Origin of the sequence: Pseudoroseomonas sp. WGS1072 (genome assembly GCF_049340465.1) — a bacterium.
In the GTDB taxonomy this organism is placed as follows: domain Bacteria; phylum Pseudomonadota; class Alphaproteobacteria; order Acetobacterales; family Acetobacteraceae; genus Pseudoroseomonas.
This window is the reverse complement of sequence record NZ_JBMPSU010000001.1, coordinates 113,321-136,710: the sequence shown is the minus strand read 5'-3', so window position 1 is coordinate 136,710 and position 23,390 is coordinate 113,321. Positions and strand designations below refer to the sequence as shown.

Below are 23,390 nucleotides of genomic sequence, written 5' to 3'. Positions count from 1 at the left end.
CAGGGGCGGGGCGCTCAGCCCCGCTTCGCCACCAGCACCGCCGAGCGCATCTCCTGCACCGTCACGCCCTCGGAATCGACCAGGCGGAACAGCCGGTCGACCACGCCGCGCTGCCCGTCGCTGGTCTCGCGGACGGAGAGGATCTCGAGTTCCAGATGCACCGTCTGCCCGATCAGCAGCGGCTTCAGGAAGCGCAGCTCCTTCACGTCCAGCATGGCGATGGCGCTGCCGTCGAAGATGCCGAGCGTGTGCATCATGCCGGTCATCACCGCCGGGCCGAGCAGCCCGTGCAGGATGCGCTGGCCGTAGCGGCTCTCCTTCATGAAGGCGGCATCGACATGCACGGGGTTCCAGTCCCCCGAGAGCATGGCGAACATCGTCAGGTCGCTCTCGGTCAGCGTGCGGCCGCGGCTCTCGAAGCGCTGGCCGGGCTGGAGATCCTCCAGGTAGAGGGCGTGGCTCATGGGGTGGCTCCTTCGGTGTCGGCCATCAGCGCCTCGGCCATCTCGCGCAGGCGCACGCGCTGGATCTTCACGCCGTTCGGGCTTTCCGTGACCGGAAAGGCGTCGAGCGGCAGGATGCGGGCCGGCTGCTTGTAGCGGGCCAGGCGGGCGCGGCAGGCGGCGGCGAGATCGGCCTCGCGCAGCGTCGCGCCGGGGCGGGGGGTGACGAAGGCGACGGCCATGCTGGCCTCGCGCAGCCCCACCACCTGGGCATTGTCCACGCCGGGCAGCGCCTTGAGGAAAGCCTCGATCTCCTCGGGGCTGACCAGGAAGCCGCCGAGCCGCAGGGCGTCGCCCAGCCGGCTCTCGTAGTCGAAGCCGCCCTCGGCGCGCAGCCGGCAGAGATCGCCGGTGCGATAGAAGCCGTCCGGCGTCAGCGCCTTCGCCGTCGCGCCGGGATCGTCCAGATAGCCCGCGAACATCGAGGGCGCGCGGCATTCCAGCTCGCCGCGCTCGCCGCCCTCCCGGATGCGGCATTCGGCGCGCGGCGACAGGGGCAGGCCGCCGCCGAGGCCGCGCCGCTCCGCATCCGTCTCCTCCTGGATCGCGAAGAGGGCGAGCAGCTCGGAACTGCCGTAGAGACCGCGCGCATGCAGGTTGAGGGCATCGCTCAGGGCGAGCACGCGCGCGGCGCCGGGGCTGAAGCTGGCGAAGCCGGTGAAGCGCAGAGCGGGATAGGGCCGGCCGGCGGCGACCTCGGCCAGGCGGTAGATCATGTCGTCGGCGCCGATCGTGTGCGTCACGCGGCGCGCGCGCAGCAGCCGGTCGGTCACGGCGGGATCGAAGCGGTCCTGGCAGACGATCTCCGCGCCGCCGGCGACGGCGCCCAGCGCGGCCATCAGCCCGAAGGTGCCGCAGAGCGGGACCACGGCGAGCAGCGTCGCCCGCCCACCCCGGCGCGGCGCATCGAGGCCGAGGCGCCGCGCCACGTCGCCCGCGTGATGCGCGATGCTGCGCTGGCGGTGCAGCACCAGCTTCGGCCCGCTGGTGGTGCCGCTGGTGGTGAAGGTGAGGCAGTCGCTCTCCGGGGAGGCCCCTGAGGAAGCGCCATCTTCCGCCTGCCCGGATGTGGCGTCGAGCGCCGCCCAGGGCAGCACCGGCAGCGCGCCCAGCCGTGTCTCCGCCGTGTCCAGCCCGATCACGCAGCGCGGCGGCGCCGCGAGGTCCGGCAGGACCGCGCCGAGCAGGGCCGGGAAATCGCCCGCGGCGAAGCCCCATTGCGTGGCGATCGCCACGGGGCGGGCGCGGTCCAGCAGATAGGCCACCTCCTGCGCGCGGAAGCGGGTGTTGACATGGATCGCCGTGGCGCCGAGCCGCGCCAGTGCGAAGTGCAGGATCAGGTATTCCGGCCGGTTGGGCAGCCAGATCGCCACCCGGTCCCCGGCGCCGATGCCCTGCCGCGCCAGCCCGCCCGCCACGCGGCGCACCGCCGCGGCGAAACCGGCATAGGAGAGGGCCGGGCCATCGAGGAAGGCCAGTGCCGGCGCCTCGGGCACCGCCGCCGCCGTCTCCTCCAGCAGCGCCGTCAGCGTCTGGTGCATGCGCGTCTGGCGCATCAGAACAGCTCCATCAGCCGCGCGTGGTCCGAGAGGTCCGAGGGCTGCCCCTCGAAGATCATCCGCCCCGACTTCATCACCACCACCCGGTCGGAGATGGCGAAGGCCTCGTGGACATTCTGCTCGACCAGCAGGATCGCCATGCCGCGCGACTGCCGCAGCGCCGCGATCGGCGCCAGCAGGTCCTGGAACAGCTTCGGCGCCAGGCCGATCGAGGGCTCGTCGAGCAGCAGCACCTGAGGCCGCGTCAGCAGGGCGCGGGCGATGGAGACCATCTGCTGCTGCCCGCCCGACAGGGTGCCGGCACGGCGGGTGCGGAAGTCGCGGATGCGCGGCAGGATCTCCAGAACCTCCTCGATCCGCTCGGCATAGCCCGCGCGCGGCACGCCGGCGGACCAGAGGGCAAGGCCGAAGATCTCCTCCACCGTCAGGTCCATGAAGACGCCGCGCCCCTCGGGCACGAAGGCGATGCCGGCGGCGGCCAGGGCCGAGGGGAGATGGCGCGGCAGCGCCTCGCCCCGCACCCGGATGCGCCCGCCGGACGGGCGGTGCAGCCCGTAGAGGCAGCGCATCAGCGTGGACTTGCCGGCGCCGTTGTGGCCGATCAGGCACAGCGTCTCCCCCTGCCGCAGGCCGAGCGAGACATCCTCCAGCACCGCGTGCCCGCCATAGCCGGCGGTGAGGCCCTCGGCCTCCAGCACCATCGCGCTCATGGGGTGGCCTCCACGGCTTGCGGCCGGTCGCCGAAATAGATCGCGGCCAGCTCGGGATTGCGCAGGATGGCCTGCGGCTCGCCCTCGGCCAGGACACGGCCCTGGTCGAGGAAGGCGATGCGGTCGGCGAGTTCGACGACGACATCGAGGTTGTGCTCGATCAGGCAGATCGCCTTTCCCTGCTGCGCCGCCTCGCGCAGGATGCCCGAGAAATGCCGGCGCGATGCGAGGTCGAGGCCGGAGGTCGGCTCGTCGAGCAGCCAGACCTCGGCCTCGGCCGCCAGGATGCGCGCGACGGAGAGGAACTTGCGCTCGGCATAGGCGAGGTCGATGGCGCGCTCCTCCGCCAGCCTCGCCAGGCCCGTGCGCTCCAGTGCCTTCTCCACCCGCGCCTCGCGCGTCGCCCGCGCGGCGCGGCCGCCGGGCTGCCAGAACCAGGAGCCGGTCTCGGTCGCCGCCAGCACGTTCTCCCGCACCGTCATATGGGTGAAGAGGCGCAGGTCCTGGAAGGAGCGGGCCACGCCGCGCCGCGCGATCTGCCACGGGCGCAGGCCGAGGATCGGCGCGCCGTCGAGGCGGATGTCGCCGGAATCGGCGCGGAGGTTTCCGGTGATCAGGTTGAACAGCGTGGTCTTGCCGGCGCCGTTCGGCCCGACCAGCGCGGTGACGGCGCCGGCCGGCAGGGTGATCGACACGCCCGCCACGGCCTGGACGCCGCCGAAGGAGCGGGAGGCGTTCTCGACGATGATCGCGGCCATCAGTGCGCCACCTTGCCGCGGCCGAGGTCGCCCACCAGTCCGGCGGGGCGGAAGATCATCAGCAATGTCATGGCCAGACCGTAGAGGATCTGCTGCACCGCGCCGACCTCGGTCGGCGGGATGAAGGGGAGGAAGGAGAGGCCGGCCGGCAGGGCCAGCAGCAGCGCGGCGCCGAGCAGCGGCCCCCAGAGCGTTCCGGTGCCGCCGACGATGACCATCGCCATCACCAGCACCGACTGGTCGAGGGTGAAGCTCTCGACATTGACGAAGGCCATGTGGAAGGCGAAGAGCGCGCCGGCCATGCCCGCCCCGGCGCAGGCGAAGGCGACGGCGAGCGTCTTGGCGACCGCGACATGCTTGCCCAGCGCCTCGGCGGCGCTCTCGGCGTCGCGGATGGCGCGCAGCGTGCGGCCGAAGGAGCCCCGCGCCAGCAGGTGCGTGGCCAGCAGGATCAGCGCCAGGGTGGCCAGCGCCAGCGGCAGCGCGGTGATGGTGACGCCGAAAAGCTCGGGCCGCGGGATGCCGACCAGCCCGCCAATGCCGCCGGTCAGCGGCTTCAGCTCGCTGAACAGCGTCGTCGCCACCATCTGCAGGCCGAGGCTGGCGGCGACGAAATACTCGCCGCGCACGCGCAGCGCCGGCAGGGCGAGGCAGAGCGAGAGGCCGCCGGCGATCAACGCCGCGACCAGCAGGGCCAGCAGCGGGTCGGGCACCAGGAGCATCGCCGTCTGCGCCCCGGCATAGGCGCCGAGGCCGAAGAACACGGCATGCGCCACGCTGAAGATGCCGGCATGGCCGATGGCGACGTTCAGCGTCGAGGCCAGGATGCCGAAGATGGCGACGATGGTCGCGAGATTGGCGAGATAGGCGATCATCGGGCCACCGCCACGCCGAACAGGCCGGAGGGCCGGAAGAGGATGAAGCCGAAGAGCACGACGAAGCTGACCGCCTCGGCCCATTGCGGCTCGACGAAGGCCAGCGCCACGCTCTCGGCGATGCCGAGCAGCAGGCCGGCCAGCGCCGCGCCCTTGAGATTGCCGACGCCGCCGACGATGGTGGCCGCCATCGAGATCAGCATGACGTGGTGCCCCATGGCCTCGTTCAGCCCGACGGTCATGCCGGTCAGGATCGCCGCCGGGGCGGCCAGCGCCGAGCCGAGCGCGAAGGCCAGGATGGAGAGCCGGGTCGAGGACAGGCCGTAGGTGCGGATCAGGTCCGGGTTCTGCGCCAGGGCGCGCAACGCGACGCCGGCATGGCTGCGCGTCAGGAACAGCGACAGCGCCAGGAAGAGCAGCGCCGAGACGCCGATGGCGACATAGAAGACCGGTGCGATCCAGAGGTCCGGCAGCACCTCCGTGGCGCGGGACAGCGGCGTGTCGATCACCGCGAAGCCGCGCCCGGCGATCATGCCGACCAGGTTCTGCACCACGATCGACACGCCGAAGGCGGCGACGAAGACGGTGAAGAAGCCGCCCTCGTGCCGGCCGATCGGACGGTAGACCAGCTGCTCGATGGCGACGCCGAAGAGCACGGCGACGGCAATGGCAGCGAGAGCGCCCAGCGGCCAGGGCCAGCCGGCGTTCCAGGCCATCAGGAAGGCGTAGCCGGCCAGGGTGAAGGCGGCGCCATGGGCGAAGTGGAAGATGCGCGTGGCGCCGAAGATCAGCGCGAAGCCCGCAGCCGTCAGCGCGTAGAGGGCGCCCGTCTGGACGCCCCCCTGCAGAAGCTGGAGGAAGAGCATGGGCTCAGCCGGCGATGCGCGTCAGCGCGCCGCCGCGCAGCTCGTTGACCTGGATGGCGGCGGTCAGGTTGCCCTTGTCGTCGAAGCGGCCCTTGCCGCCCACCAGGTCGAACTCCCGCTTCTCCAGCAGCGCGGCGCGCAGCGTCTCGCCATCGACCGGCCTGCCCGCGGCCTCGTTCATCGCCGCGAGCTGGCCGAAGAGCCAGACGGCGTTGTAGTAGTTGACGTGGTAGGTGCCGGGGTCGCTGTTGAAGCGGGCCTTGAAGTCGGCGGCGAAGCGCTTCGTCATGGCGTCGCCGCCGGCGAAGTCGGTCTTCTGCGTGGTGAAGATCAGCCCCTCCGCCTCGGCCGTGTTCTTCACGCTGTCGAGGTTCATGGCCGAGTAGGACAGCAGCGGCTGCGAGATGCCGTTGTCGCGCAGCTGCTTGATGATCTGGCTCTGCTGGGCGCCGAAGCTCGCGATATAGACGGCATCGGGGCGCGTCTGCCGGATGCGCGCGGCGACGGGGGCGAATTGCTGCGCCGTGCGCGGCACGCTGAAGCTGCCGGCCAGGGTGCCGCCGGCCTTGGGCAGGCCGTCGCGCAGCGCGCCGAGGATGGCGTCGCCCAGCGGGTCGTCGACATAGACGAGGGCGATGCGCTTCAGCTTCCGTTCGCCGACGATGTAGGGCAGCAGCGCCTCGGTCTCGAGATGCGCCAGCGGGATGGTGTTCCAGAAATACGGCGAGAGGCCGGACAGGTCGGGCCCGACGGCGCCGCCATTGACCATGACGATCTTCGCCCGGTCGCCCACCGGCGCCACCGCCTTGGAGACCGCGGTGAAGCCGACCAGCACGAAGCTGGCCTTGTCCACATTGGCGAGCTTGGTCATGCCGACCACCGCCTGCTGCGGCAGCGCCTGGGTGTCCTCGGCCTGCAGGCGGATGGGGCGCTTCAGCACCTTGTCCGCCTCGATATGCTGCAGGGCGAGCTGCGCGCCGGCGGTGAAGACCGTGCCGTACTCGGCATTCGGGCCCGACATCGGGAAGAGCGTGCCGAGCACATAGGGCTCGCCACCTTGCGCCAGGGCGCCGCGGCCGAGGAAGGGGAGGGCGAGCGTGGCACCCAGCAGGGCGCGACGGCCCGGTTGCGGACGGTTCATGGACTTATGGCTCCCTGGCCGCGCCCTGCCGGCGCGGCCCGTTCTTGAGCGACAAAGTCCCGCCCGCTCTCGCGGATGTCAACCGTAGGCGAGCGCCAGTCCCGGCTCGTCCCAGGCCGCCTCGACCAGCTTTCCGGTGCTGGAGAGGGTGATGTAGGCGGTGCGCCGGTCCGCGCCGCCGAAGGCGATGTTCGTCACCATCGGGTCCGGGTACTTCACCCGGCCGAGGATGCGGCCGTCCGGCGCGATGGTGGTGATCTCGCCGGTGACCAGCGTGGCGACGCAGATGTTCCCCGCCTCGGTCACCGCCAGGCTGTCGAGCCGGGTGAAGCCGGGCAGGTCGCAGAGCATCCGGCCGCCATGCGGGCTCGGCCACGGATCCTTGCGCAACTCGCCCGGCCCGGTGATCTCCCAGGACCAGAGCCGGCCGCTCTCGGTCTCGGCCACATAGAGCGTGCGCCCGTCCGGCGAGAGGCCGATGCCGTTGGCGCCGCCCGCGATCGGCAGCGCCGCCTCGATGATCGCGCTGCCATCCGCCGCCGCCCAGTAGACCGCGCCGTGGTCGCGGTCGCGCGCGCGCACCTTGCCGAGATCGCTGAACCAGAAGCCGGGCACGGGAAAGCGGCCGGGATTGTCGAAGACGATGTCGTTCGGGCCGCGCAGCCGGTGCTCGCCGCAGCCCTCGTAGAGGCGGCGCACGGTGCCGTCGCGCGGGTCCACCGTCTCGATCCGGCCACCCTTGTAGTCGGACGCCTGACCGCTGGGGCGAAGGCAGCCCGGCGCGTCATGCCAGGTGAAGCCGCCGTTGTTGCAGAGGAAGAGCTGCCCGCCCGGGCCGCGCGCCAGGCCGTTCGGCCCGCCCCCCGGCTCGGCCAGGATGCTGCGGGCGCCGTCCGGGGCGATGCGGGAGATCACGCCCGCCTCGATCTCGACCAGCGCCACCGCGCCGTCCTCCATCACCACCGGGCCTTCCGGGAAGCGCAGCCCCTCGGCCATCACGCGATCATCCGTCATTCCGTTTCCTCCCTTGCCGTTCCTGGCTTTGCCGCTTCTTCGCGCCGCGACGTCAGGCTTCCGCCCGCAACGCCGCCAGGATCTCGTCGCTGTGCTGGCCGAGCGCGGGGGCCGGCCGGGTCCAGGCGCCGAAGCCGGGCAGGACGGGGAAGGGGATCTCCCCCAGCTCCGGCTGCGCCACGGGCGCGTGGCCGCCGATCGCCCGCACATGCGGATGCGACAGCCAGTCGAGCGGCGTGTTCACGCGATCCGCCATCAGCCGCGCGCCATGCAGCGCCGCGAGCCAGTGCGCCGCGTCCCGCGTGGCGAAGACGGCGCGGATCTCGGCCAGCATGGCGTCGCGGTTCTCGGCGCGGGCGCCGAAGCTGGCGAAGCGCGGGTCCGTCGTCCAGTCGGGCCGGCCGAGCACGCCGGCCAGCGCGACGAACTCCGCCTCGCGCACCAGGGCGATCATCACCCAGGCGCCGCAGGCGGTCTGGTAGGAGCCGGAGGGGATGTTCAGCGCGCCCGGCGCGCGGCCGAGCAGCCCGGCCTCGCCGATCGGGAAGCCGATCAGCGCCGCCGTGCCGGCGAGCAGCGAGATGTCCAGCACCCGGCGGCGCGGCGCCGTGTCCTGGGCCCGCTCGGCCAGCGCGGCCTGCACGGCGGCGAAGGCGTAGAGGCCGGTGACGACATCGGAGACATAGGTGCCGACCTTGTGCGGCGTGCCGTCCACGCCCTGGTTCAGCGCGACCAGGCCGGAGAAGGCCTGGGCGACGGAATCGGTGCAGGGCCGCTCGGCGTTCGGCCCCTTCTGGCCGAAGCCGGAGATGGAGAGGCAGACCGCGTCCTCCCGCGTCGCCTCGGGGCCGAGGCCGAGGCGGGCGGCGACGCCGGGCCGGAAGGCCTCGATCAGCACGTCGCACCGCGCGGCCAGGGCCTGGGCGGCGGCGCGGCCCGAGTCGCTCTTCAGGTCCAGCGCCAGGCTGCGCTTGCCGCGATTGAAGGCGGCATGCATGACCGACTGGCCCTCGGCGCGGGTGGACAGGCCGCGCGACCAGTCGCCCTCCGGCGGCTCGAGCTTGATGACATCGGCGCCGGCGGCGGCCAGCAGCATGCCGCAGTAAGGCGCGGCGATGCCCTGTCCGGCATCCAGAACGCGCAGCCCGCGATAGGGGCGAGGCGGTTCACCGTTCATTGCATTTCCTCCCCGGATGTGCCGCCATCTGACGACGAGATGACGAACAAGGGAAGGGAGGGAGAGCCGATGCCGCTGACAAGACGCGCGGTTCTGGCAGGTTTGGCGGCGGGCGTGCCGCTCGTCGGCGGGCCTGCGCGCGCGGCGACCGGCGGCTGGCCGGCCCGGCCGATCCGCTGCGTCGTGCCCTATCCGCCTGGTGGCCCGACCGACATCCTGGCGCGGGTGGTGATGCAGCGGGTCGGGCAGCGGCTCGGCCAGCCCATCGTGATCGAGAATCGCGCCGGCGCCTCGGGCGTCATCGGCAGCGCCGAGGTGGCGCGCGCGCCGGCCGATGGGCAGACCTTCCTGGCCAATGCCTCGATCCAGGTGATCATCCCGCATCTCAACCGCCAGATGCCCTTCGACACGCTGGCCGCCTTCGCGCCGGTGACGAACTTCGCCCGCGTGCCGCTGATGCTGGTGGTCACCCCCGACCTGCCGGTGCGGGACGTGGCCGGGCTCATCGCCCTGCTGCGCGAGGGCGCGCGGCCGATCTCCTACGGCTCCTCCGGCATCGGCGCCGCGCCGCATCTGGCGGGGGAGCTGTTCAAGCAGATGACCGGGACGGAGATGACCCACGTGCCCTATCGCGGCTCCGGCCCGGCGATCCAGGACCTGATGGCCGGGAACATCCAGCTCATGTTCGATTCCATGCCGAGCAGCGCGGCGGCGGTGCGCGAGGGCCAGATCCGCGCCCTGGCCGTCACCACCGCGGAGCGCATCCCGGCCTTCCCCGATCTGCCGACCATCGCCGAGGCCGGTGTGCCGGGCTACGAGATCGCCACCTGGTACGGCCTCTGGGCGCCGGCGGGCACGCCGGCCGCCATTCTCGGGCGCATGCAGCAAAGCGTGGCGGAGGCCATGGCCCTGCCGGCGCTGCAGGCGACGCTGGAGACGCTGGGCGCCGTGCCCGTCGCCGACGCGCCCGAGGATTTCGCCCGCTTCGCGCGCTCGGAATACGACCGCTGGGGCCGGCTGGTGCGGGATGCGGGGATCGAGGCGCAGTGAGCGGCGCGACGATGCGGGCGCTGGTCTGCGAGAGCTGGCGCGACTTCGACGATCTCGTGCTGAAGGAGGTACCGGTGCCACCGCTGCGGCCGCGCGGCGTGCGCATCCGCGTCGAGGCGGTGGGGGTGTCCTTCGCGGTGCAGCTCGTGGTGGCGGGGAAGTATCAGCGCCGGCCGCCGCTGCCCTTCTCGCCGGGCACCGAGATCGTCGGCACGGTGCTGGAGGCGGCGCCGGATGCCGAGGCGCCGCCTCCCGGCAGCCGTGTCTTCGCCGTGCTGGACTGGGGCGGCATGGCCGAGCAGGCGGTGGCGGACGACATCCATGTCGTGCCGATCCCCGACGGCCTGCCGGCCGCGCCCGCCGTGGCCTTCCCGATCAGCTACCCGACCGCCGCCTCGGCGCTGCTCTGGCGCGGCCGGCTGGAGGCGGGGCAGTGGGTTCTGGTGCAGGGCGCGGGCGGCGGCGTCGGCCTGGCCGGGCTGGAGGTGGCGAAGGCGGTGGGGGCGAGGGTGATCGCCCGTGCCGGCGCGGCCAAGCACGCCATGCTGCTGGCGCGCGGCGCCGATGCCGTGCTGGACAGCGCGCAGCCCTTCCGCGCCCCTGTGGCGGAGATCACCGGCGGAGATGGCGTCGCGGCCGTGCTGGACACGCTGGGCGGCGAGGCCTTCGACGAGGGGCTGCGCTGCCTGGGCGACGGCGGCACGCTGCTGACCCTGGGCTATGCCTCGGGCAGCATCCCGCAGCTCGGCGTCAACCTGCTGCTGCTGAAGAACATCGCGGTCGCCGGGCTGAACTGGGGCACCTATATCGGCTGGTCCCCGGGCGACCGGCGGCGCGACCACGCGCCGCGCGTCCGCGCCCTGTGGGCGCAGCTGATGGGCTGGTGGCAGGCCGGGCTGCTGCGGCCGGAGGTGCACGCGGAATATCCGCTGGAAGGCTTCCGCGAGGCCATGGCCGAGGTGCGGAGCCGCCGCGCGGTGGGCCGCGTGGTGCTGCGGCCCTAGAGCGTTTTCCCTTCGCATCGGCTCAGGACAAACACTCTAGGCGCTTGTTTTTGCGAGTCTCTTCGCCCGATCAGGTGATACCGCCTGATCGGGATCCGTTCCAGGCCAGGTCACTCCAGCAGGGCGCCGTAGATCCAGCCCAGCACCGTGCCGTCGGCCAGGGCGATCCGCATCCAGCCCTGATGGGTCTCGATGATGCGGACCGGCGTGCCGGTGGGCAGCGCCCGCACGATCGGCGAGCCGCCCAGCGGCTGGCTGCGCACATTGGCATCCTGCCGCACCCGTGCCTCCTGCCAGAGACCGCCGAGCTGGCCGCTGTCCGGCTCGACAGGCTGGATCGTCGCCTGCGGCTCCGGGCGCGGCGGCGCCGGTGGCGCCACGGGCGGCGGCGGCGGCAGGTCGGTGCCCTCGGCGGTGCCGTCGGGCAGGTCCACCGTGCCGGCCAGCGGCGGCAGGCCCGGCGCGGTCGTGGACGGCTGCGCCGCGAGGGGCGCGGGCGGCGCGGCGGTGGGCGGCGGGTCCGACAGCCGCGGCGCGCGGTCAGCCTCCCGCGGGGCGGGCGAGGGGGCCTCCGGCGCGCCGCCGCCGAGCATGGCGCCGAGGCCATAGGCGGCCAGGATCACGGGCAGCAGGGCCAGCCAGGCCCAGTGCCGGGATCTCCAGGATCGCGCGCCGTCCCGCCGGGCCCTCGCCGGCCGCGGCTGGCCCAGGCGCGCGGCCCCGGCGGCGGCCAGGGGCGCCGCCAGGCCGGCCGGCGGCATCGCGCGGGGCGCCGCCGGCAGGGCCGCCGCCTGCGGCGCCACCTCCGCCGGTGTCGCGCGCTGCAGGCCGGGCTCCGGCTGCAACGCCGGCGCGGCGAGCTGGCGGTAGGGGTGCAGGCTGCGGTAGGGGCAGCCCGCCAGCACCTCGACATAGTTGCGGTAGGCCGCGACAAAGGCGCCGCCGAGGGCCATGTTGCTGATGGCGATGGATTTCGAGAGGCCGTCCCCCTGGATGTCCACCCGCAGGTACTGGGCCAGCGGGCGGCCCTCCGAATGGCCGACGATCTCCGCATCGCCCGAGGCCGTGTTCTCGAAGAAGCGGTAGGTCCCGGTGTCCATGGCCAGCCGCGTGCCGTCGAGCACCCGCTCGCTGCCGTAGAAGCGGCCGGGCAGGAACTCCCAGAAACCCACCCCCATCAGCACCACGATGCGGAAGCCCGGCTCGATGGCCGGTTCCGGCACCACGGCGATCGACAGGGCGCGCGGCTCGCGCAGGGCCGGGGGCGGTTCGCCAGGCCGGCCGCGACGCTCCACCATCTCGAAGATCAGGCCCGCCTCCGCGACGTCACTCGCCGCCTTGACGAAAGCCTCGTAGGCGGCGCGCAGCGCCGGATCGGCCAGGGCGGCCCGGACGTCGCGCAGCATGGCGCGGCGCTTGTCGCTGGCCGAGGGCGGCGGCACCGGGCCGCCCGTCAGGGCGGGATCGACGAAGCCGGGCGCCACATCGGGCGGCACGGGCTGCACCGGCGGTGGCGCTGGCGGCCGCTCGCCGGCGGGCTGGCGGAGCAGCGGCGGCGGCGCGTCCGCGGGCCGCCCTTCCTCCAGGGCAGCGTTTCCGCGCGCGGTGTTTCCGCGCGCCGGGGCGGCCTCGGTGGGAAGGGACGGAAACGGAGGCGATGACATGGCCGGAACCTCGCACAGGAAGGCAGCGCGTCAAGTCATGGATGCCCCGGACAGGGTGATCCGGCGAACCGGGGCGGAACGGTCCCTGTCCACGGCCGGGGCGGGAGCCTGGCGGAAAGACTTCCGGAAGCAGAAATTCAGAACGAGACGGGCCGGGTCCGGCAAGTTATTCTTGCTCCATCGTCATGTATTCACGCCCCGCGAGGGATGACCTCACTTCTTCGTTATGGGCCGGCAAGAATTCTTCACAGTCCTATCTACCTGAAGTTGTCGTGCTGGCCGTGCTGCGCGCGTCGTGCACGGGCCGGATCGTATCTTTTTTGATATTCACGAAAGTGTTTTGGCGCCTTCTTCCGTTGTGGCGACTCTGTGGGCCTGTTAAGTTTCGGTCATGAACGGTCCATGCAAGATGCGTGGTGTGACCATGATGCTCACGCCGCCATAGCCCTCCGGCCTGCCCTGTCCGGCGCGGGCTCGCCCTGACACCGGGACGGGATTCAGCCTGAGGCGCGGACCTTGTTCGGCGCCCACCCTTCCGCACGTTCTCCGCGTCCCTCCCCCTGATGGCGCGACAAGGGTTGCCCATGTCCGACCTTCCCCCTGGTCCTCCCCCTGGCAAGCCCCCCGGCAAGCCCCCCGGCAAGCCCCCCGGCAAGCCCCCCGGCAAGCCCCCCGGCAAGCCCCGGCCCGATGCCGCCGCCCGCCGCTTCCTGCTCAGCTTCCTGGCCCTGTTCCTGGGGGGCATGGGGCTGGTCGCCGGGCTGCACATGGCGCTGGCCTCGCAAGGGCTGCTGGCACCGCCGCCCCTGGCGGCCACCAATTGCATCGACGACAAGTTCGTCCTGCTGCGCGAGGCCCCGCTCGAGGACCGCACGCTGGTCGCCATCGGCTCCTCCGTGACCTGGCGCAACCTCGACATGGCGGTGCTGGAGCGGCGCTTTCCCGGCCACCGCGCCTACAACGCCGCGCCCTGCTACCTCCATATCGACCAGACCGGCTTCATGACCGGCTTCCTGCTGGAGCGGATGCCCGAGGTCGAGACGGTCCTGGTGGTCGTGGCGCCGCGCGATTTCGAGGCCTGTCCGGTGGCGGAGCGCGCCTTCTTCGACACCGCCCTGGCCGATGCCTATCTGGACGGGCTGGTGCCGCGCTGGCTGCCCTACCTCACCGGCTTCCGCCCGATCTACCTGGCGCGCGAGGCGCTGGAGCGGCGCGATCCGCCGCTGCGGCCGGAGGATACCGTGGAGGATGACTTCGGCTCCAGCATCCTGCGCCGGCCGCATGACTGGCGGCCACCGCCCTATTTCGACGAGGCCTGCTTCCCGGCCCTGACGGGGCTGGAGGAGACCGTGGCCGCGCGTGGCGCCCGCCTGGTGCTGGCGGTGGCGCCCATCATGCCGGAATGGGCGGGGCGCTTCGACCCCGAGGGCCGGCTGGTGGAGGGCTGGGTGCGGCGCGTGGCCGGAGCGCTGCACCGGCCGGACAGCCTGCTGATCGACGGCCGCGCGCTGGACTGGGAGGATGCCCGCTTCGCCGACCCGGTCCACCTGCTCTACCCGAACCACACCGCCTTCACCGAGTTCGTGGCCGAGGCCATGGCCGCCGGGCCGCGCACCGCCCTGGCAGGCGGGGAGTAGGGCCATGCTGTTCAACTCCCACATCTTCATCCTGGCCTTCCTGCCCATCACCCTGCTCGGCTTCTTCCTGCTGGGCAGGCTGTCCTCCACCCGCCCGGCGCGGCTCTGGCTGCTGGCGGCCTCGCTGGTCTTCTATGGCTGGTGGAGCATTCCCTATCTCGGCCTCCTGCTGCTCTCGATGCTGCTCAACTACGCGCTGGGCCTGGCCATCATCGACCGCCGGGAGCGGGCGCCGCGCGCCGCCTGGTGGCTCACCGCGGCGGGCGTCACCGGCAATGTCGCGCTGCTGGCCTGGTACAAGTACGCGGCTTTCGTGCTGGACAATGTCGGCGCCCTGACGGGTCTCGACTTCGCCTTCGGCGCCGTCATCCTGCCGCTGGCGATCTCCTTCTACACCTTCCTGCAGATCGCCTATGTGGTGGACGCGCGGCGCGGGCGGGCGGAGCGCTACGGCTTCCTCGACTACTGCCTGTTCGTCACCTTCTTCCCGCACCTGATCGCGGGGCCCATCGTCCACCACTACGAGCTGATCCCGCAGTTCCACCGGCCGGCCATCTACCGGCCGCGCGCCGCCGACATCGCCGCCGGCGTCGCGTTCTTCGCCATGGGGCTGCTCAAGAAGCTGCTGATCGCCGATCCGGTCGGAGGCCTCGCCACGCCGGTCTTCAACGGCGCCGGAGCGCCGGGACTGGCCGAGGCCTGGATCGGTGCCGTCGCCTTCTCCGTCGGCCTGTACTACGACTTCTCCGCCTATTCCGACATGGCCATCGGCCTGGCGCGGATGTTCGGCATCGTCTTTCCCTACAACTTCAACTCGCCCTACAGGTCGGCCTCGATCATCGACTTCTGGCGGCGCTGGCACATGACCCTGTCGCGCTTCCTGCGCGACTATCTCTACATCCCGCTCGGTGGCAATCGCCATGGCGGCGGCCGGCGCAGCATGAACCTGATGGCGACCATGCTGCTGGGCGGGCTCTGGCACGGCGCGGGCTGGGCCTTCGTGGTCTGGGGCGGGCTGCACGGCCTTTATCTGCTGATCAACCATGCCTGGGCGGGCGCCGTGAAGGCGGGCCGGGCGCGCGCCCTGCCGCCGGCCGCGGCCCGGCTGCTGACGCTCGGCGCCGTGCTGCTGGCCTGGGTCTTCTTCGCCGCTCCGGACATGAGCCGCGCCTTCGCCGTCCTGGGAGGCATGGCCGGAGTGAACGGTCTCGCGATGCCGGAGACGGCGGCGCTGATCCAGACCCTGTTCAGTGAGGGGCCGCGCGCCGTGGCGGCGCAGATCGGCGGCATGGCGTTGCTCAATCAGGCGGTGGCGCTGTCTACCCTGGTCGCGGCGCTGCTGATCATCGCCCTGCTGCCGAACTCGCAGCAGATGATCGACGGCCGTGCCGCCGATCCGGCGGAAGCCCCACGCTGGCCATGGCTGAGGTTCCGGCCCCGCTTCGCCACGGCCTTCGCCACGGCGGCCGCCTTCCTCCTGGCCCTGGCGCTGATGGCCGAGGTGAAGGAATTCGTTTATTTCCAGTTCTGAACCAGGATAAGTTCATGACGGAACGATCGGCAATACAATCCACGATTGTATTGCTCACTTTCGGAAAGCTTTGCCGCAGAAACAGGCTTGCCCATCTCACGAAATTGAGTAGGTGGCACTTGCCCTTCTAAGTAGAGTCTCTGGAGGATATCGCAATCTAAGGGGGAGAATTCCCCGAGGAAGCACGCCTGCCAGAGCAACCGCCCCGTGCCGCACCGGTCCTGCCTCCCCGGCCTTCAGGGCGGCCGCGCTTCCGCATGAGCCTCCGGTCCCTGCTGACCGGAGGCTTCGGCCTCGTCGGACTGACCGTCGCCCTGCTGATCGGCCTGGCCCTCGGCCGATCGGCGGAGTGGCGATTGCGGGAGAGCATCCTGGCGGAGTTCGCCGGGGCCGCCGGGCGCATCGCGGAACTGCTGGACCAGGGCCTCTACGAGCGCCGCCGCGACATGGTCTTCCTGGCCTCGCTGGGCCTGATGCGCGACCCCAGCGCGCCGCTCGCCGCCCGGCGGCAGGTGCTGCGCGACATGCAGGCCGCCTGGCCCGACTACGCCATCCTGATGCTCATCTCGACCGAGGGGCAGGTCCTGGCGACCGGCAGCGGCCTGCTCGAGGGCGTGGATGTCTCCCGGCGCGCCTATTTCCGCCAGGGCCGCGAGGGGCCCTTCGTGGGCGATGTGCACGACGCCCGGCTGATGTCGCCGCTGCTGGGCCGGCCGGCCGACGATCCCGCCCGCTTCATCGACCTCGCCGCGCCGGTGCACGGCCCCGATGGGCGCCTGATCGGTGTCGTCGCCGGGCATCTCTATTCCGAATGGGCGATGGAGGTGCAGCGGAACGTCCTGACGCCGCTGTCCGGGGAGCACCCCGGCATTCACGCCCTGATCACCGATGAATCCGGCAGGGTGGTGATCGGTCCGCCGGAGGCGCGCCGGCGCGGCCTGGGCGAGGTCGAGCCGGAAGCCCCGTCGCGGCTGCTCTCGGCCCGGGCCGACGCCTGGCTGTCCCTGGACGGAAGCCGCCTCATCGGTGTCGCTCCGACCCAGGGCCATCGTGACTTCCTGGGGCTTGGCTGGCGCGTCGTGGTGATGCGCGACGCGGCCCTGCCTCTCTCCCCGGTGACGGCACTGCGGCATGACGCGCTGCTCTGGGCCCTGCTCGCGGCCGTCGGCGCGGCGCTGCTGGGCTGGCTGCTGTCGGCGCTGATCACCGCGCCGCTGAGGGCCCTGTCGCGGGCGGCGCGGCGCCTGCGTGACGATCCCGCCACGCCCCTGCCGGCGGGGGGCATGATCCATGAGGCCGACGCGCTGTCGGAGGCCCTGCGCGATCTCCTGGCGAGCCTCCGCCGCCGCGAGCAGGAGCTGACCGAGAGCCAGGCTCGCCTGAGCGCCGTGCTGGAACAGATGCCGGTGGGCGTGATGCTGGCCCAGATGCCGGAAGGGCCCATCATCTTCCAGAACGCCCGCGCGACGGCCATCCTGCAGCGCGAGTTGACGAGCATCCAAGACCTGCAGCGCTACGGCGCCATCGGCGGCCTGCACGAGGATGGCTCCTCCTACGAGGCGGAGGACTATCCCCTGGCCCGCGCCGTGCGGCTGGGCGAGAGCGTGGTGCGCGAGACCATGTACTACCGCCATGCCGACGGGCGGCTGCTCACCCTGGAGATGAGCGCGGCGCCGGTTCGCGCCGGCAGCGGCCGCGACATGCTCGCCGCCTGCACCTTCGACGACGTGACCGAAGCCCGCGCCGCGTCCGAACGGCAGCGCCTGCTGGCCGCCGAGGTGGATCACCGTGCCAAGAACGTGCTGGCCGTGGTGCAGGCGACGCTGCGCCTGACCCAGGCGGAGAACACCGACGCCTTCGTCCGGGCGGTGGAGGGCCGGGTCGCCGCCATGGCCAGGGCGCAGACCCGGCTGGCCGACGCCAACTGGAACGGCGCCGACCTGCGCGCCCTGGTCGAAGGGGAGGTCAAGCCCTTCCTCCTGACGCGCCTGGGAGACGGTGTCCCGGCCTTCTCGGTCGAGCTGGTCGGGCCGCGGGTCATGCTGACGCCCGAGGCGACACAGCCGATGTCGATGGTGATCCATGAGCTGGCGGCCAATGCGGCGCGCTATGGCGCGCTCTCCGTCGCCGGCGGCGCCCTGTCCCTGTGCTGGGAAGTGGACGAGGCCGCCGGGCTGCTGCGCCTGCGCTGGAGCGAGAGCAACGGCCCCGCGGTGCCCGGCCCGCCGGCCCGGCGCGGCTTCGGCGCCCGGCTGATCACGGCCACGCTGCGGGACCAGCTGACGGGCGCGGTGCGCTGGCAATGGCACGCCTCCGGCCTCGTCTGCGAGCTGCAGGCACCCTTGCGCCGTGTCGCCGTGCTGGCGCAGGTGGCTTAGCGCGGCGCCGGGCCTGGTCGGGTCAGGACTGGAACAGGCGGCTGTACTGCGTTTCGTGCCACGCGCTCGCCATCGCCAGGGCCGGCGACAGGGTGCCGATCTCGTCGTCGCTGACGGACTGGGCTCTCCCCGCCGCCTGCTCGATCGCCTCGACGGCCCCGATCAGGATGCGCTGGCCCGCCGTATGGCCGAGCGGAACCAGCCGGATGGCGGCCATGACCTGGCCCTCGGCGTAGACCCAGAGAAGGCCCCGGAGGGCCGAGGCCGGGGCGATGCGCCAGTGGTGGGCGGCCAGGGCGAAGGCGGCCGGATAGGTCAGCGCCTGGTCCCGGTACCGCTGTGCGGCGGGAACCTCGAGATCGTCCAGGAGGCGGAGCAGCGCCTCGCCCAGCCGCCGGTCCTCGAGCCGGAACTCGCGGCTCTCGCGCGCGGCCATGAGCCAGGCATTCGCCGATCCGAAGCCCGCCTGGTCGTCCGCCTCCAGGGCCGTGGCCATGCGCCAGAACAGCGCGCCATCGAGCTGCGCGACATTGGCCCGGAGCGTTCCGAGGATCCAGTCACGCGCCGCCTGCTCATCGGACACCCAGCCGGCGGAGACCGCCGCCTCGAGGCCGCGGGAGTAGGAGAAGCCGCCGATGGGCAGGCCCTGGCTGACCAGGCGCAGCAGATGCAAGGGCACGGTTCCGGGAGGACCGGGCAGGGCGGCACCGTCCGCCATGGCTCAGACCCTCGCCGGGTCCGCCTTCCGCCGGTATGCCGTCAGTCCCCCGAACTCGGTGATGAAGCCGATGACCTCCTCGAGCCCCTGGCCCCGGGAAAGGTCCGTGAAGCCGAAGGGCCGTGAGCCCCGCATCCGCCCGGCATCGGCACGCATCACCGAGAGATCGACGTTCACATAGGGCGCGAGATCGCTCTTGTTGATGACGAGGAAGTCGGAGCGGGTGATGCCGGGGCCGCCCTTCCGGGGAATCTCCTCCCCCTGGCAGACGGAAATGACGTAGAGCGTCAGGTCGGCGAGATCGGGCGAGAACGTCGCCGCCAGATTGTCTCCGCCGGATTCGATGAAGATGATGTCGAGATCCGGGATCTTCCGCCGCATCTCGGCGATGGCCTGCAGGTTGATCGAGGCATCCTCGCGGATCGCGGTGTGCGGACAGCCGCCGGTCTCGACGCCCATGATGCGCTCCTCGGGCAGCGCCTGCAGGCGGGCCAGGATCAGCGCATCCTCCTTGGTGTAGATGTCGTTGGTGACGACGGCGATGGAATAGGTCTCGCGCATCGCCTTGCACAGCTTCTCCGTCAGCGTGGTCTTTCCCGAGCCCACGGGGCCGCCGATGCCGACGCGGAGGGGACCGTTTCTGGACGTCATGAGCACGAAAATCCCTGGATTGCGTTATCCGCCGGCGGCCTCATGGCCCTGTGCGGAATGACCGGCATCGCCATGCGAGTGGCCGTGGCTGTGGCCCGAATAGGCACCGCGCAGCGGATCGAATTCGCCCAGGATCTCCTCGATCTGCGCGCCGAGCCCCTCGAGCATTCCCCGGATGACGGCATCGCGCAGGATCACGATCCGGTCCGGCCCGATCGCCGCGGCCAGATGGCGGTTGCCGATATGCCAGGCGAGTTCCGTCAGATGCACGGGATCCCGGCCGCGGATCACATAGAGCGGTTCGACCGCGGCGGCGATCTCGACGATGCCGCCGCCCTCGATTGGCAGCACGTCGCCGGCGGCCAGCACGACGGTTTCGGGGAAGTCGACAAACACCTTCCGGCCATCGGTCAGCTCGATCACGCGGCGGCGCAGATGACGTTCGTCATGCTCGAGGACGGCCCGGCCAAGCGTCGGCCCGAGGCCCTCAGTGGCCTTCGGCGCCCGCACAAGGGCAAGGGCTTTCAGCATTCCGTCTCTCCGTCATGGGCGGCTCCGCTGCGTCAGGATTCCGTGGCGAAGGCCGTGCGAACGCTATCGGAAAGACCCAGGCCGCACCAGGGGGCCGCACCAGGGGGCCGCACCAGGGGGGCCACACGGGGGGGCCACACGGGGGCGCACACCAGGGACCGGCCGGCCGCCAGGGCAGGGTGCGCGCCGATGACTTCGCCATTGAAAGCATCCGGGAGGACCTTCAGACTGCCGCCAGGATCAGATTGATTCGATTGGGAATCCCTGCGTTCAATGGCCGAGACTCCGCCCCCGGTCGCGGTGGGACCACGCCGATCCCCGGCCACACCCCTGCCGCCCGCCGCTCCGGCCGGCCATGCCCGCCCTGTCGCCCCGCCGGACACCTGGCCGGCGGAGATGGATCTGTGGTTCGCGCGGATCGCGGACAGGACCCGGCTGGCGCGCCGGCGCCATGTCGGACCCCTGGCCGTGCAACGCCCGTTCCATCCGGAGCGTGACGGCACCTGCCATGTCTATCTCCTGCATCCGCCGGGCGGCGTGGCGGGCGGTGACAGGCTGAGCCTGCGCTGCCGCCTTGATGCCGGCGCCCGCGTGGTGTTGACTACGCCCGCCGCCACCAAATTCTACCGCAGTGAGCACAATGTCTCCATGCAGTCAGCGTGCTTCGAGATCGGGGCCGATGCGGTGTGCGAGTATCTGCCGCAGGAGACGATCCTCTTCGACGGCGCCGATGCGCGGCTCGACACCCGGATATCGCTTGCCGCCGGCGCCACCTATGTCGGGTGGGACTTCCTGTGCCTCGGCAGGCCCGCCGCGGGCGAGGGCTTCGGCAGGGGGCGGTTCACCCAACGCATCGAGATCACGCGGGATGGCCGACCCATCTGGTTCGAGCGCGTCGCCCTCTCGGGCGGGTCGCCGCTTCTCGGCGCGGCCTTCGCGCTGGCCGGAAAGCCGAGCTGGGGCACGATGGTCTATGCCGGCGCCACCGTCGACGATGCCGCGGAGCGCGTGCGGGCGGCCATCGGCGGGGATGGCGACGGGATCTTCTCCGCCAGCCAGGTCGATCAGGTCGTGGTCTGCCGCTATCTCGGGACCAGGGTCGCGGACGGCAAGGCACTCTTCGCCCGCGCCTGGGACGTCCTGCGGGCGGCGTGCCAGGGCAAGGCGGCCCATCAGCCACGGATCTGGTCGACCTGAGGCCGGGTCGCCCAGCAGAGGACAAAGGCAATGGAACTTCTTCCGCGCGAGAAAGACAAACTCCTGCTTTTCACGGCGGCCCTGCTGGCGGAGAGACGGAAGGCACGCGGCATCAAGCTGAACTATCCCGAGGCGGTCGCCTATATCTCGGCGGCGGTCCTGGAGGGCGCGCGGGAAGGCCGCACGGTGGCCGATCTCATGTCCTTCGGCGCGACCCTGCTGACGCGCGAGGATGTCATGCCCGGCGTCCCCGAGATGATCGGCAGCGTCCAGGTCGAGGCGACCTTTCCCGACGGAACCAAGCTGGTGACCGTCCACAGCCCCATTCCATGAGGTCCAGGCCATGATCCCGGGTGAGTTCTTCATCGAGGACGGCGAGATCGAGATCAACGCCGGCCGTGAGACGCGTTCGATCGACGTGGCGAATTCGGGCGATCGGCCGATCCAGGTCGGCTCGCATTACCATTTCCACGAGACCAACCCGGCGCTCCACTTCGACCGCGACCAGGCGCGCGGCTTCCGCCTGAACATCCCGGCGGGAACGGCCGTCCGCTTCGAGCCCGGCCAGTCCCGCAGGGTCGAGCTGGTGGCGCTGGCCGGCGAGCGCGCCGTCTACGGCTTCAATGCCAGGATCATGGGAAAGCTGGAGAGCTGAGATGCGGCGTATCACCCGGGAGACCTATGCCTCGCTCTACGGCCCGACGAAGGGGGACCGGATCCGGCTCGCCGACACCGAGCTGGTGATCGAGATTGAGCGGGACCACACCGTCTATGGCGACGAGGTCACCTTCGGCGGCGGGAAGGTGATCCGCGACGGCATGGGGCAGAGCCAGCGCAATGCCGCCGAGGTCGCCGACCTCGTCATCACCAATGTGGTCATCCTCGACCATTGGGGCATCGTGAAGGCCGATGTCGGCATTAAGGGCGGCCGCATCTCGGGCATCGGCAAGGCGGGCAATCCGGACATCCAGCCCGGCGTCACCATCGTCATCGGGCCGGGCACGGATGTCGTCGGCGGCGAGGGCCAGATCCTCACCGCCGGCGGCATCGACACGCATATCCACTTCATCGCGCCGCAGCAGGCGGACGAGGCCCTGGCCAGCGGCACCACCACGCTGGTGGGCGGCGGCACCGGCCCCTCCGTCGGCACGCTGGCGACGACCGTGACCCCCGGCCCCTGGTACATCCACCGCATGCTCGAGGCGGTCGAGGATCTGCCGGTCAATGTCGGCCTGCTCGGCAAGGGCAATGCCAGCCTGCCGGAACCGCTGCGCGAACAGGTCCGCGCCGGGGTCATCGGCCTCAAGCTGCACGAGGACTGGGGCACGACTCCCGCCGCGATCGACAACTGCCTGAGCGTTGCCGAGGAGATGGATGTCCAGGTCGCGCTGCACACCGACACGCTGAACGAGAGCGGCTTCGTCGCCAACACCTTCGCGGCGATGAAGGGCCGCTCCATCCATTCCTTCCACACCGAAGGCGCGGGCGGCGGCCATGCGCCGGACATCATCACCGCCGCGGGCCAGGAGAACATCCTGCCCTCCTCGACCAATCCGACGCGGCCCTACACGATCAATACCATCGACGAACATCTCGACATGCTGATGGTCTGTCATCACCTCAATCCGGAAGTCCCGGAGGATGTCGCCTTCGCGGAATCGCGCATCCGCAAGGAGACGATCGCGGCGGAGGACATCCTGCACGATCTCGGCGCCTTCTCGATGATGTCGTCGGATTCGCAGGCCATGGGGCGCATCGGCGAGACGACGCTGCGCTGCTGGCAGACGGCGCACAAGATGAAGGTCCAGCGCGGACCCCTGCCCGAGGACAGCGCGCGCAACGACAATTTCCGCTGCAAGCGCTACGTCGCCAAGTACACCATCAACCCCGCCATCACCCATGGCTTCGCCCATGAGATCGGCTCGGTCGAGGTCGGCAAGCGCGCCGATCTCGTGCTGTGGAAGTCGGCCTTCTTCGGCGTCAAGCCCTCGCTGGTCATCCTGGGCGGCATGATCGCCATGGCGCCGATGGGCGACCCGAACGCCTCGATCTCGACGCCGCAGCCCGTCCATTACCGGCCGATGTACGGGATGCTGGGCCGCGCGCGGGCGAGCACGGGAGTGACTTTCGTCTCCCAGGCGGCGCTCGAGGGCGACATCGGCGGCCTGCTGAAGCTTCGGAAGCAGCTGGTGGCCGTGAAGGGTATCCGTGGCATCCGCAAGAAGGACATGATCCACAACAACCTCACGCCCCGGATCGAGGTCGATCCGCAGACCTACCAGGTGCGCGTGGACGGGGCGCCGATCACCTGCGAGCCGGCCGATGTGCTGCCCATGGCGCAACGCTACTTCCTGTTCTGAGGGATGGCGCCGGCGGGCCTCTCCTGCGGCCCGCCCCGCCTCCTTCCAGGACGGGATGAAACGGCT

General features: G+C 71.4%; 22 protein-coding genes. 9 read left to right on the top strand and 13 right to left on the bottom strand.

The window, feature by feature from the left end:
- Window positions 1–14: 14 nt before the first annotated feature.
- The 9 genes from ACF3NH_RS00690 to ACF3NH_RS00650 form a co-directional block, all read right to left on the bottom strand.
- The gene (locus tag ACF3NH_RS00690) at window positions 15–464 is read right to left on the bottom strand and encodes a MaoC/PaaZ C-terminal domain-containing protein (RefSeq protein ID WP_422921495.1); all 450 of its coding nucleotides are present in this window, start codon (window positions 462–464) and stop codon (window positions 15–17) included.
- Window positions 461–2,059, bottom strand: coding sequence for an AMP-binding protein (locus tag ACF3NH_RS00685; RefSeq protein WP_422921494.1), 1,599 nt, complete (start codon window positions 2,057–2,059; stop codon window positions 461–463). The genes ACF3NH_RS00690 and ACF3NH_RS00685 overlap by 4 nt, the downstream gene beginning before the upstream one ends.
- Entirely contained in the window at window positions 2,059–2,772 is a 714-nt protein-coding gene (locus tag ACF3NH_RS00680) for an ABC transporter ATP-binding protein (RefSeq protein ID WP_198364421.1), read from the bottom strand. The genes ACF3NH_RS00685 and ACF3NH_RS00680 overlap by 1 nt, the downstream gene beginning before the upstream one ends.
- A complete protein-coding gene (locus ACF3NH_RS00675; RefSeq protein WP_422921493.1) occupies window positions 2,769–3,530 on the bottom strand; it encodes an ABC transporter ATP-binding protein in 762 nt (253 codons plus the stop codon). The genes ACF3NH_RS00680 and ACF3NH_RS00675 overlap by 4 nt, the downstream gene beginning before the upstream one ends.
- A complete protein-coding gene (locus tag ACF3NH_RS00670; protein ID WP_198364423.1) occupies window positions 3,530–4,405 on the bottom strand; it encodes a branched-chain amino acid ABC transporter permease in 876 nt (291 codons plus the stop codon). Before ACF3NH_RS00670 ends, ACF3NH_RS00675 begins: the two co-directional genes overlap by 1 nt.
- Window positions 4,402–5,271, bottom strand: coding sequence for a branched-chain amino acid ABC transporter permease (locus ACF3NH_RS00665; protein ID WP_198364424.1), 870 nt, complete (start codon window positions 5,269–5,271; stop codon window positions 4,402–4,404). The genes ACF3NH_RS00670 and ACF3NH_RS00665 overlap by 4 nt, the downstream gene beginning before the upstream one ends.
- Window positions 5,272–5,275: 4 nt before the next feature.
- Window positions 5,276–6,412, bottom strand: a complete 1,137-nt coding sequence (locus tag ACF3NH_RS00660) for an ABC transporter substrate-binding protein (protein ID WP_422921492.1) — start codon at window positions 6,410–6,412, stop codon at window positions 5,276–5,278.
- Between the two features lie 78 nt (window positions 6,413–6,490).
- Window positions 6,491–7,426, bottom strand: a complete 936-nt coding sequence (locus ACF3NH_RS00655) for an SMP-30/gluconolactonase/LRE family protein (RefSeq protein WP_198364426.1) — start codon at window positions 7,424–7,426, stop codon at window positions 6,491–6,493.
- Between the two features lie 52 nt (window positions 7,427–7,478).
- On the bottom strand, window positions 7,479–8,603 hold the full coding sequence (locus ACF3NH_RS00650) for a CaiB/BaiF CoA transferase family protein (RefSeq protein ID WP_198364427.1): 1,125 nt from the start codon (window positions 8,601–8,603) through the stop codon (window positions 7,479–7,481).
- 69 nt (window positions 8,604–8,672) lie between these two features.
- On the opposite strand from ACF3NH_RS00650, the gene ACF3NH_RS00645 reads away from it, so the two are divergent.
- Window positions 8,673–9,653: a Bug family tripartite tricarboxylate transporter substrate binding protein gene (locus ACF3NH_RS00645; RefSeq protein WP_422921491.1), complete on the top strand. Its 981-nt coding sequence runs from the start codon at window positions 8,673–8,675 to the stop codon at window positions 9,651–9,653.
- Window positions 9,650–10,657, top strand: coding sequence for an NADPH:quinone oxidoreductase family protein (locus ACF3NH_RS00640; protein WP_422921490.1), 1,008 nt, complete (start codon window positions 9,650–9,652; stop codon window positions 10,655–10,657). The genes ACF3NH_RS00645 and ACF3NH_RS00640 overlap by 4 nt, the downstream gene beginning before the upstream one ends.
- Window positions 10,658–10,767: 110 nt before the next feature.
- Here ACF3NH_RS00640 and ACF3NH_RS00635 read toward each other — a convergent pair whose 3' ends face one another.
- On the bottom strand, window positions 10,768–12,321 hold the full coding sequence (locus tag ACF3NH_RS00635) for an SH3 domain-containing protein (RefSeq protein WP_422921489.1): 1,554 nt from the start codon (window positions 12,319–12,321) through the stop codon (window positions 10,768–10,770).
- A 584-nt stretch (window positions 12,322–12,905) separates the two neighbouring features.
- Here ACF3NH_RS00635 and ACF3NH_RS00630 point away from each other — a divergent pair.
- The 3 genes from ACF3NH_RS00630 (at window position 12,906) to ACF3NH_RS00620 (ending at window position 17,867) form a co-directional block, all read left to right on the top strand.
- A complete protein-coding gene (locus ACF3NH_RS00630; RefSeq protein WP_422921488.1) occupies window positions 12,906–13,958 on the top strand; it encodes a hypothetical protein in 1,053 nt (350 codons plus the stop codon).
- 4 nt (window positions 13,959–13,962) lie between these two features.
- Window positions 13,963–15,489 carry an MBOAT family O-acyltransferase gene (locus ACF3NH_RS00625; RefSeq protein WP_198364432.1) on the top strand — a complete coding sequence of 509 codons (1,527 nt, stop codon included), beginning with the start codon at window positions 13,963–13,965 and terminating at the stop codon, window positions 15,487–15,489.
- A gap of 257 nt (window positions 15,490–15,746) precedes the next feature.
- A complete protein-coding gene (locus tag ACF3NH_RS00620) occupies window positions 15,747–17,867 on the top strand; it encodes an HWE histidine kinase domain-containing protein (RefSeq protein WP_422921487.1) in 2,121 nt (706 codons plus the stop codon).
- 22 nt (window positions 17,868–17,889) lie between these two features.
- On the opposite strand, the gene ACF3NH_RS00615 is transcribed toward ACF3NH_RS00620, so the two are convergent.
- Genes ACF3NH_RS00615 through ACF3NH_RS00605 form a run of 3 tightly spaced genes read right to left on the bottom strand, consistent with a single transcriptional unit; the run spans window position 17,890 to window position 19,767 of the window.
- A complete protein-coding gene (locus ACF3NH_RS00615) occupies window positions 17,890–18,585 on the bottom strand; it encodes an urease accessory protein UreF (RefSeq protein ID WP_422921486.1) in 696 nt (231 codons plus the stop codon).
- 3 nt (window positions 18,586–18,588) lie between these two features.
- Window positions 18,589–19,236 (bottom strand): urease accessory protein UreG, encoded by a 648-nt coding sequence (gene ureG, locus ACF3NH_RS00610; protein WP_422921485.1) that lies wholly within the window; start codon window positions 19,234–19,236, stop codon window positions 18,589–18,591.
- 24 nt (window positions 19,237–19,260) lie between these two features.
- The gene (locus ACF3NH_RS00605) at window positions 19,261–19,767 is read right to left on the bottom strand and encodes an urease accessory protein UreE (RefSeq protein ID WP_422921484.1); all 507 of its coding nucleotides are present in this window, start codon (window positions 19,765–19,767) and stop codon (window positions 19,261–19,263) included.
- Window positions 19,768–20,163: 396 nt separating this feature from the next.
- On the opposite strand from ACF3NH_RS00605, the gene ACF3NH_RS00600 reads away from it, so the two are divergent.
- The 4 genes from ACF3NH_RS00600 to ureC are packed head-to-tail and all read left to right on the top strand — an operon-like array spanning window position 20,164 to window position 23,324.
- Entirely contained in the window at window positions 20,164–20,964 is an 801-nt protein-coding gene (locus ACF3NH_RS00600; protein WP_198364437.1) for an urease accessory protein UreD, read from the top strand.
- Between the two features lie 30 nt (window positions 20,965–20,994).
- Window positions 20,995–21,297 carry an urease subunit gamma gene (gene ureA, locus ACF3NH_RS00595; RefSeq protein WP_198364438.1) on the top strand — a complete coding sequence of 101 codons (303 nt, stop codon included), beginning with the start codon at window positions 20,995–20,997 and terminating at the stop codon, window positions 21,295–21,297.
- Between the two features lie 10 nt (window positions 21,298–21,307).
- On the top strand, window positions 21,308–21,619 hold the full coding sequence (locus ACF3NH_RS00590; RefSeq protein WP_422921483.1) for an urease subunit beta: 312 nt from the start codon (window positions 21,308–21,310) through the stop codon (window positions 21,617–21,619).
- Between the two features lies 1 nt (window position 21,620).
- Window positions 21,621–23,324 (top strand): urease subunit alpha, encoded by a 1,704-nt coding sequence (gene ureC, locus ACF3NH_RS00585; protein ID WP_198364440.1) that lies wholly within the window; start codon window positions 21,621–21,623, stop codon window positions 23,322–23,324.
- Window positions 23,325–23,390: the final 66 nt, after the last annotated feature.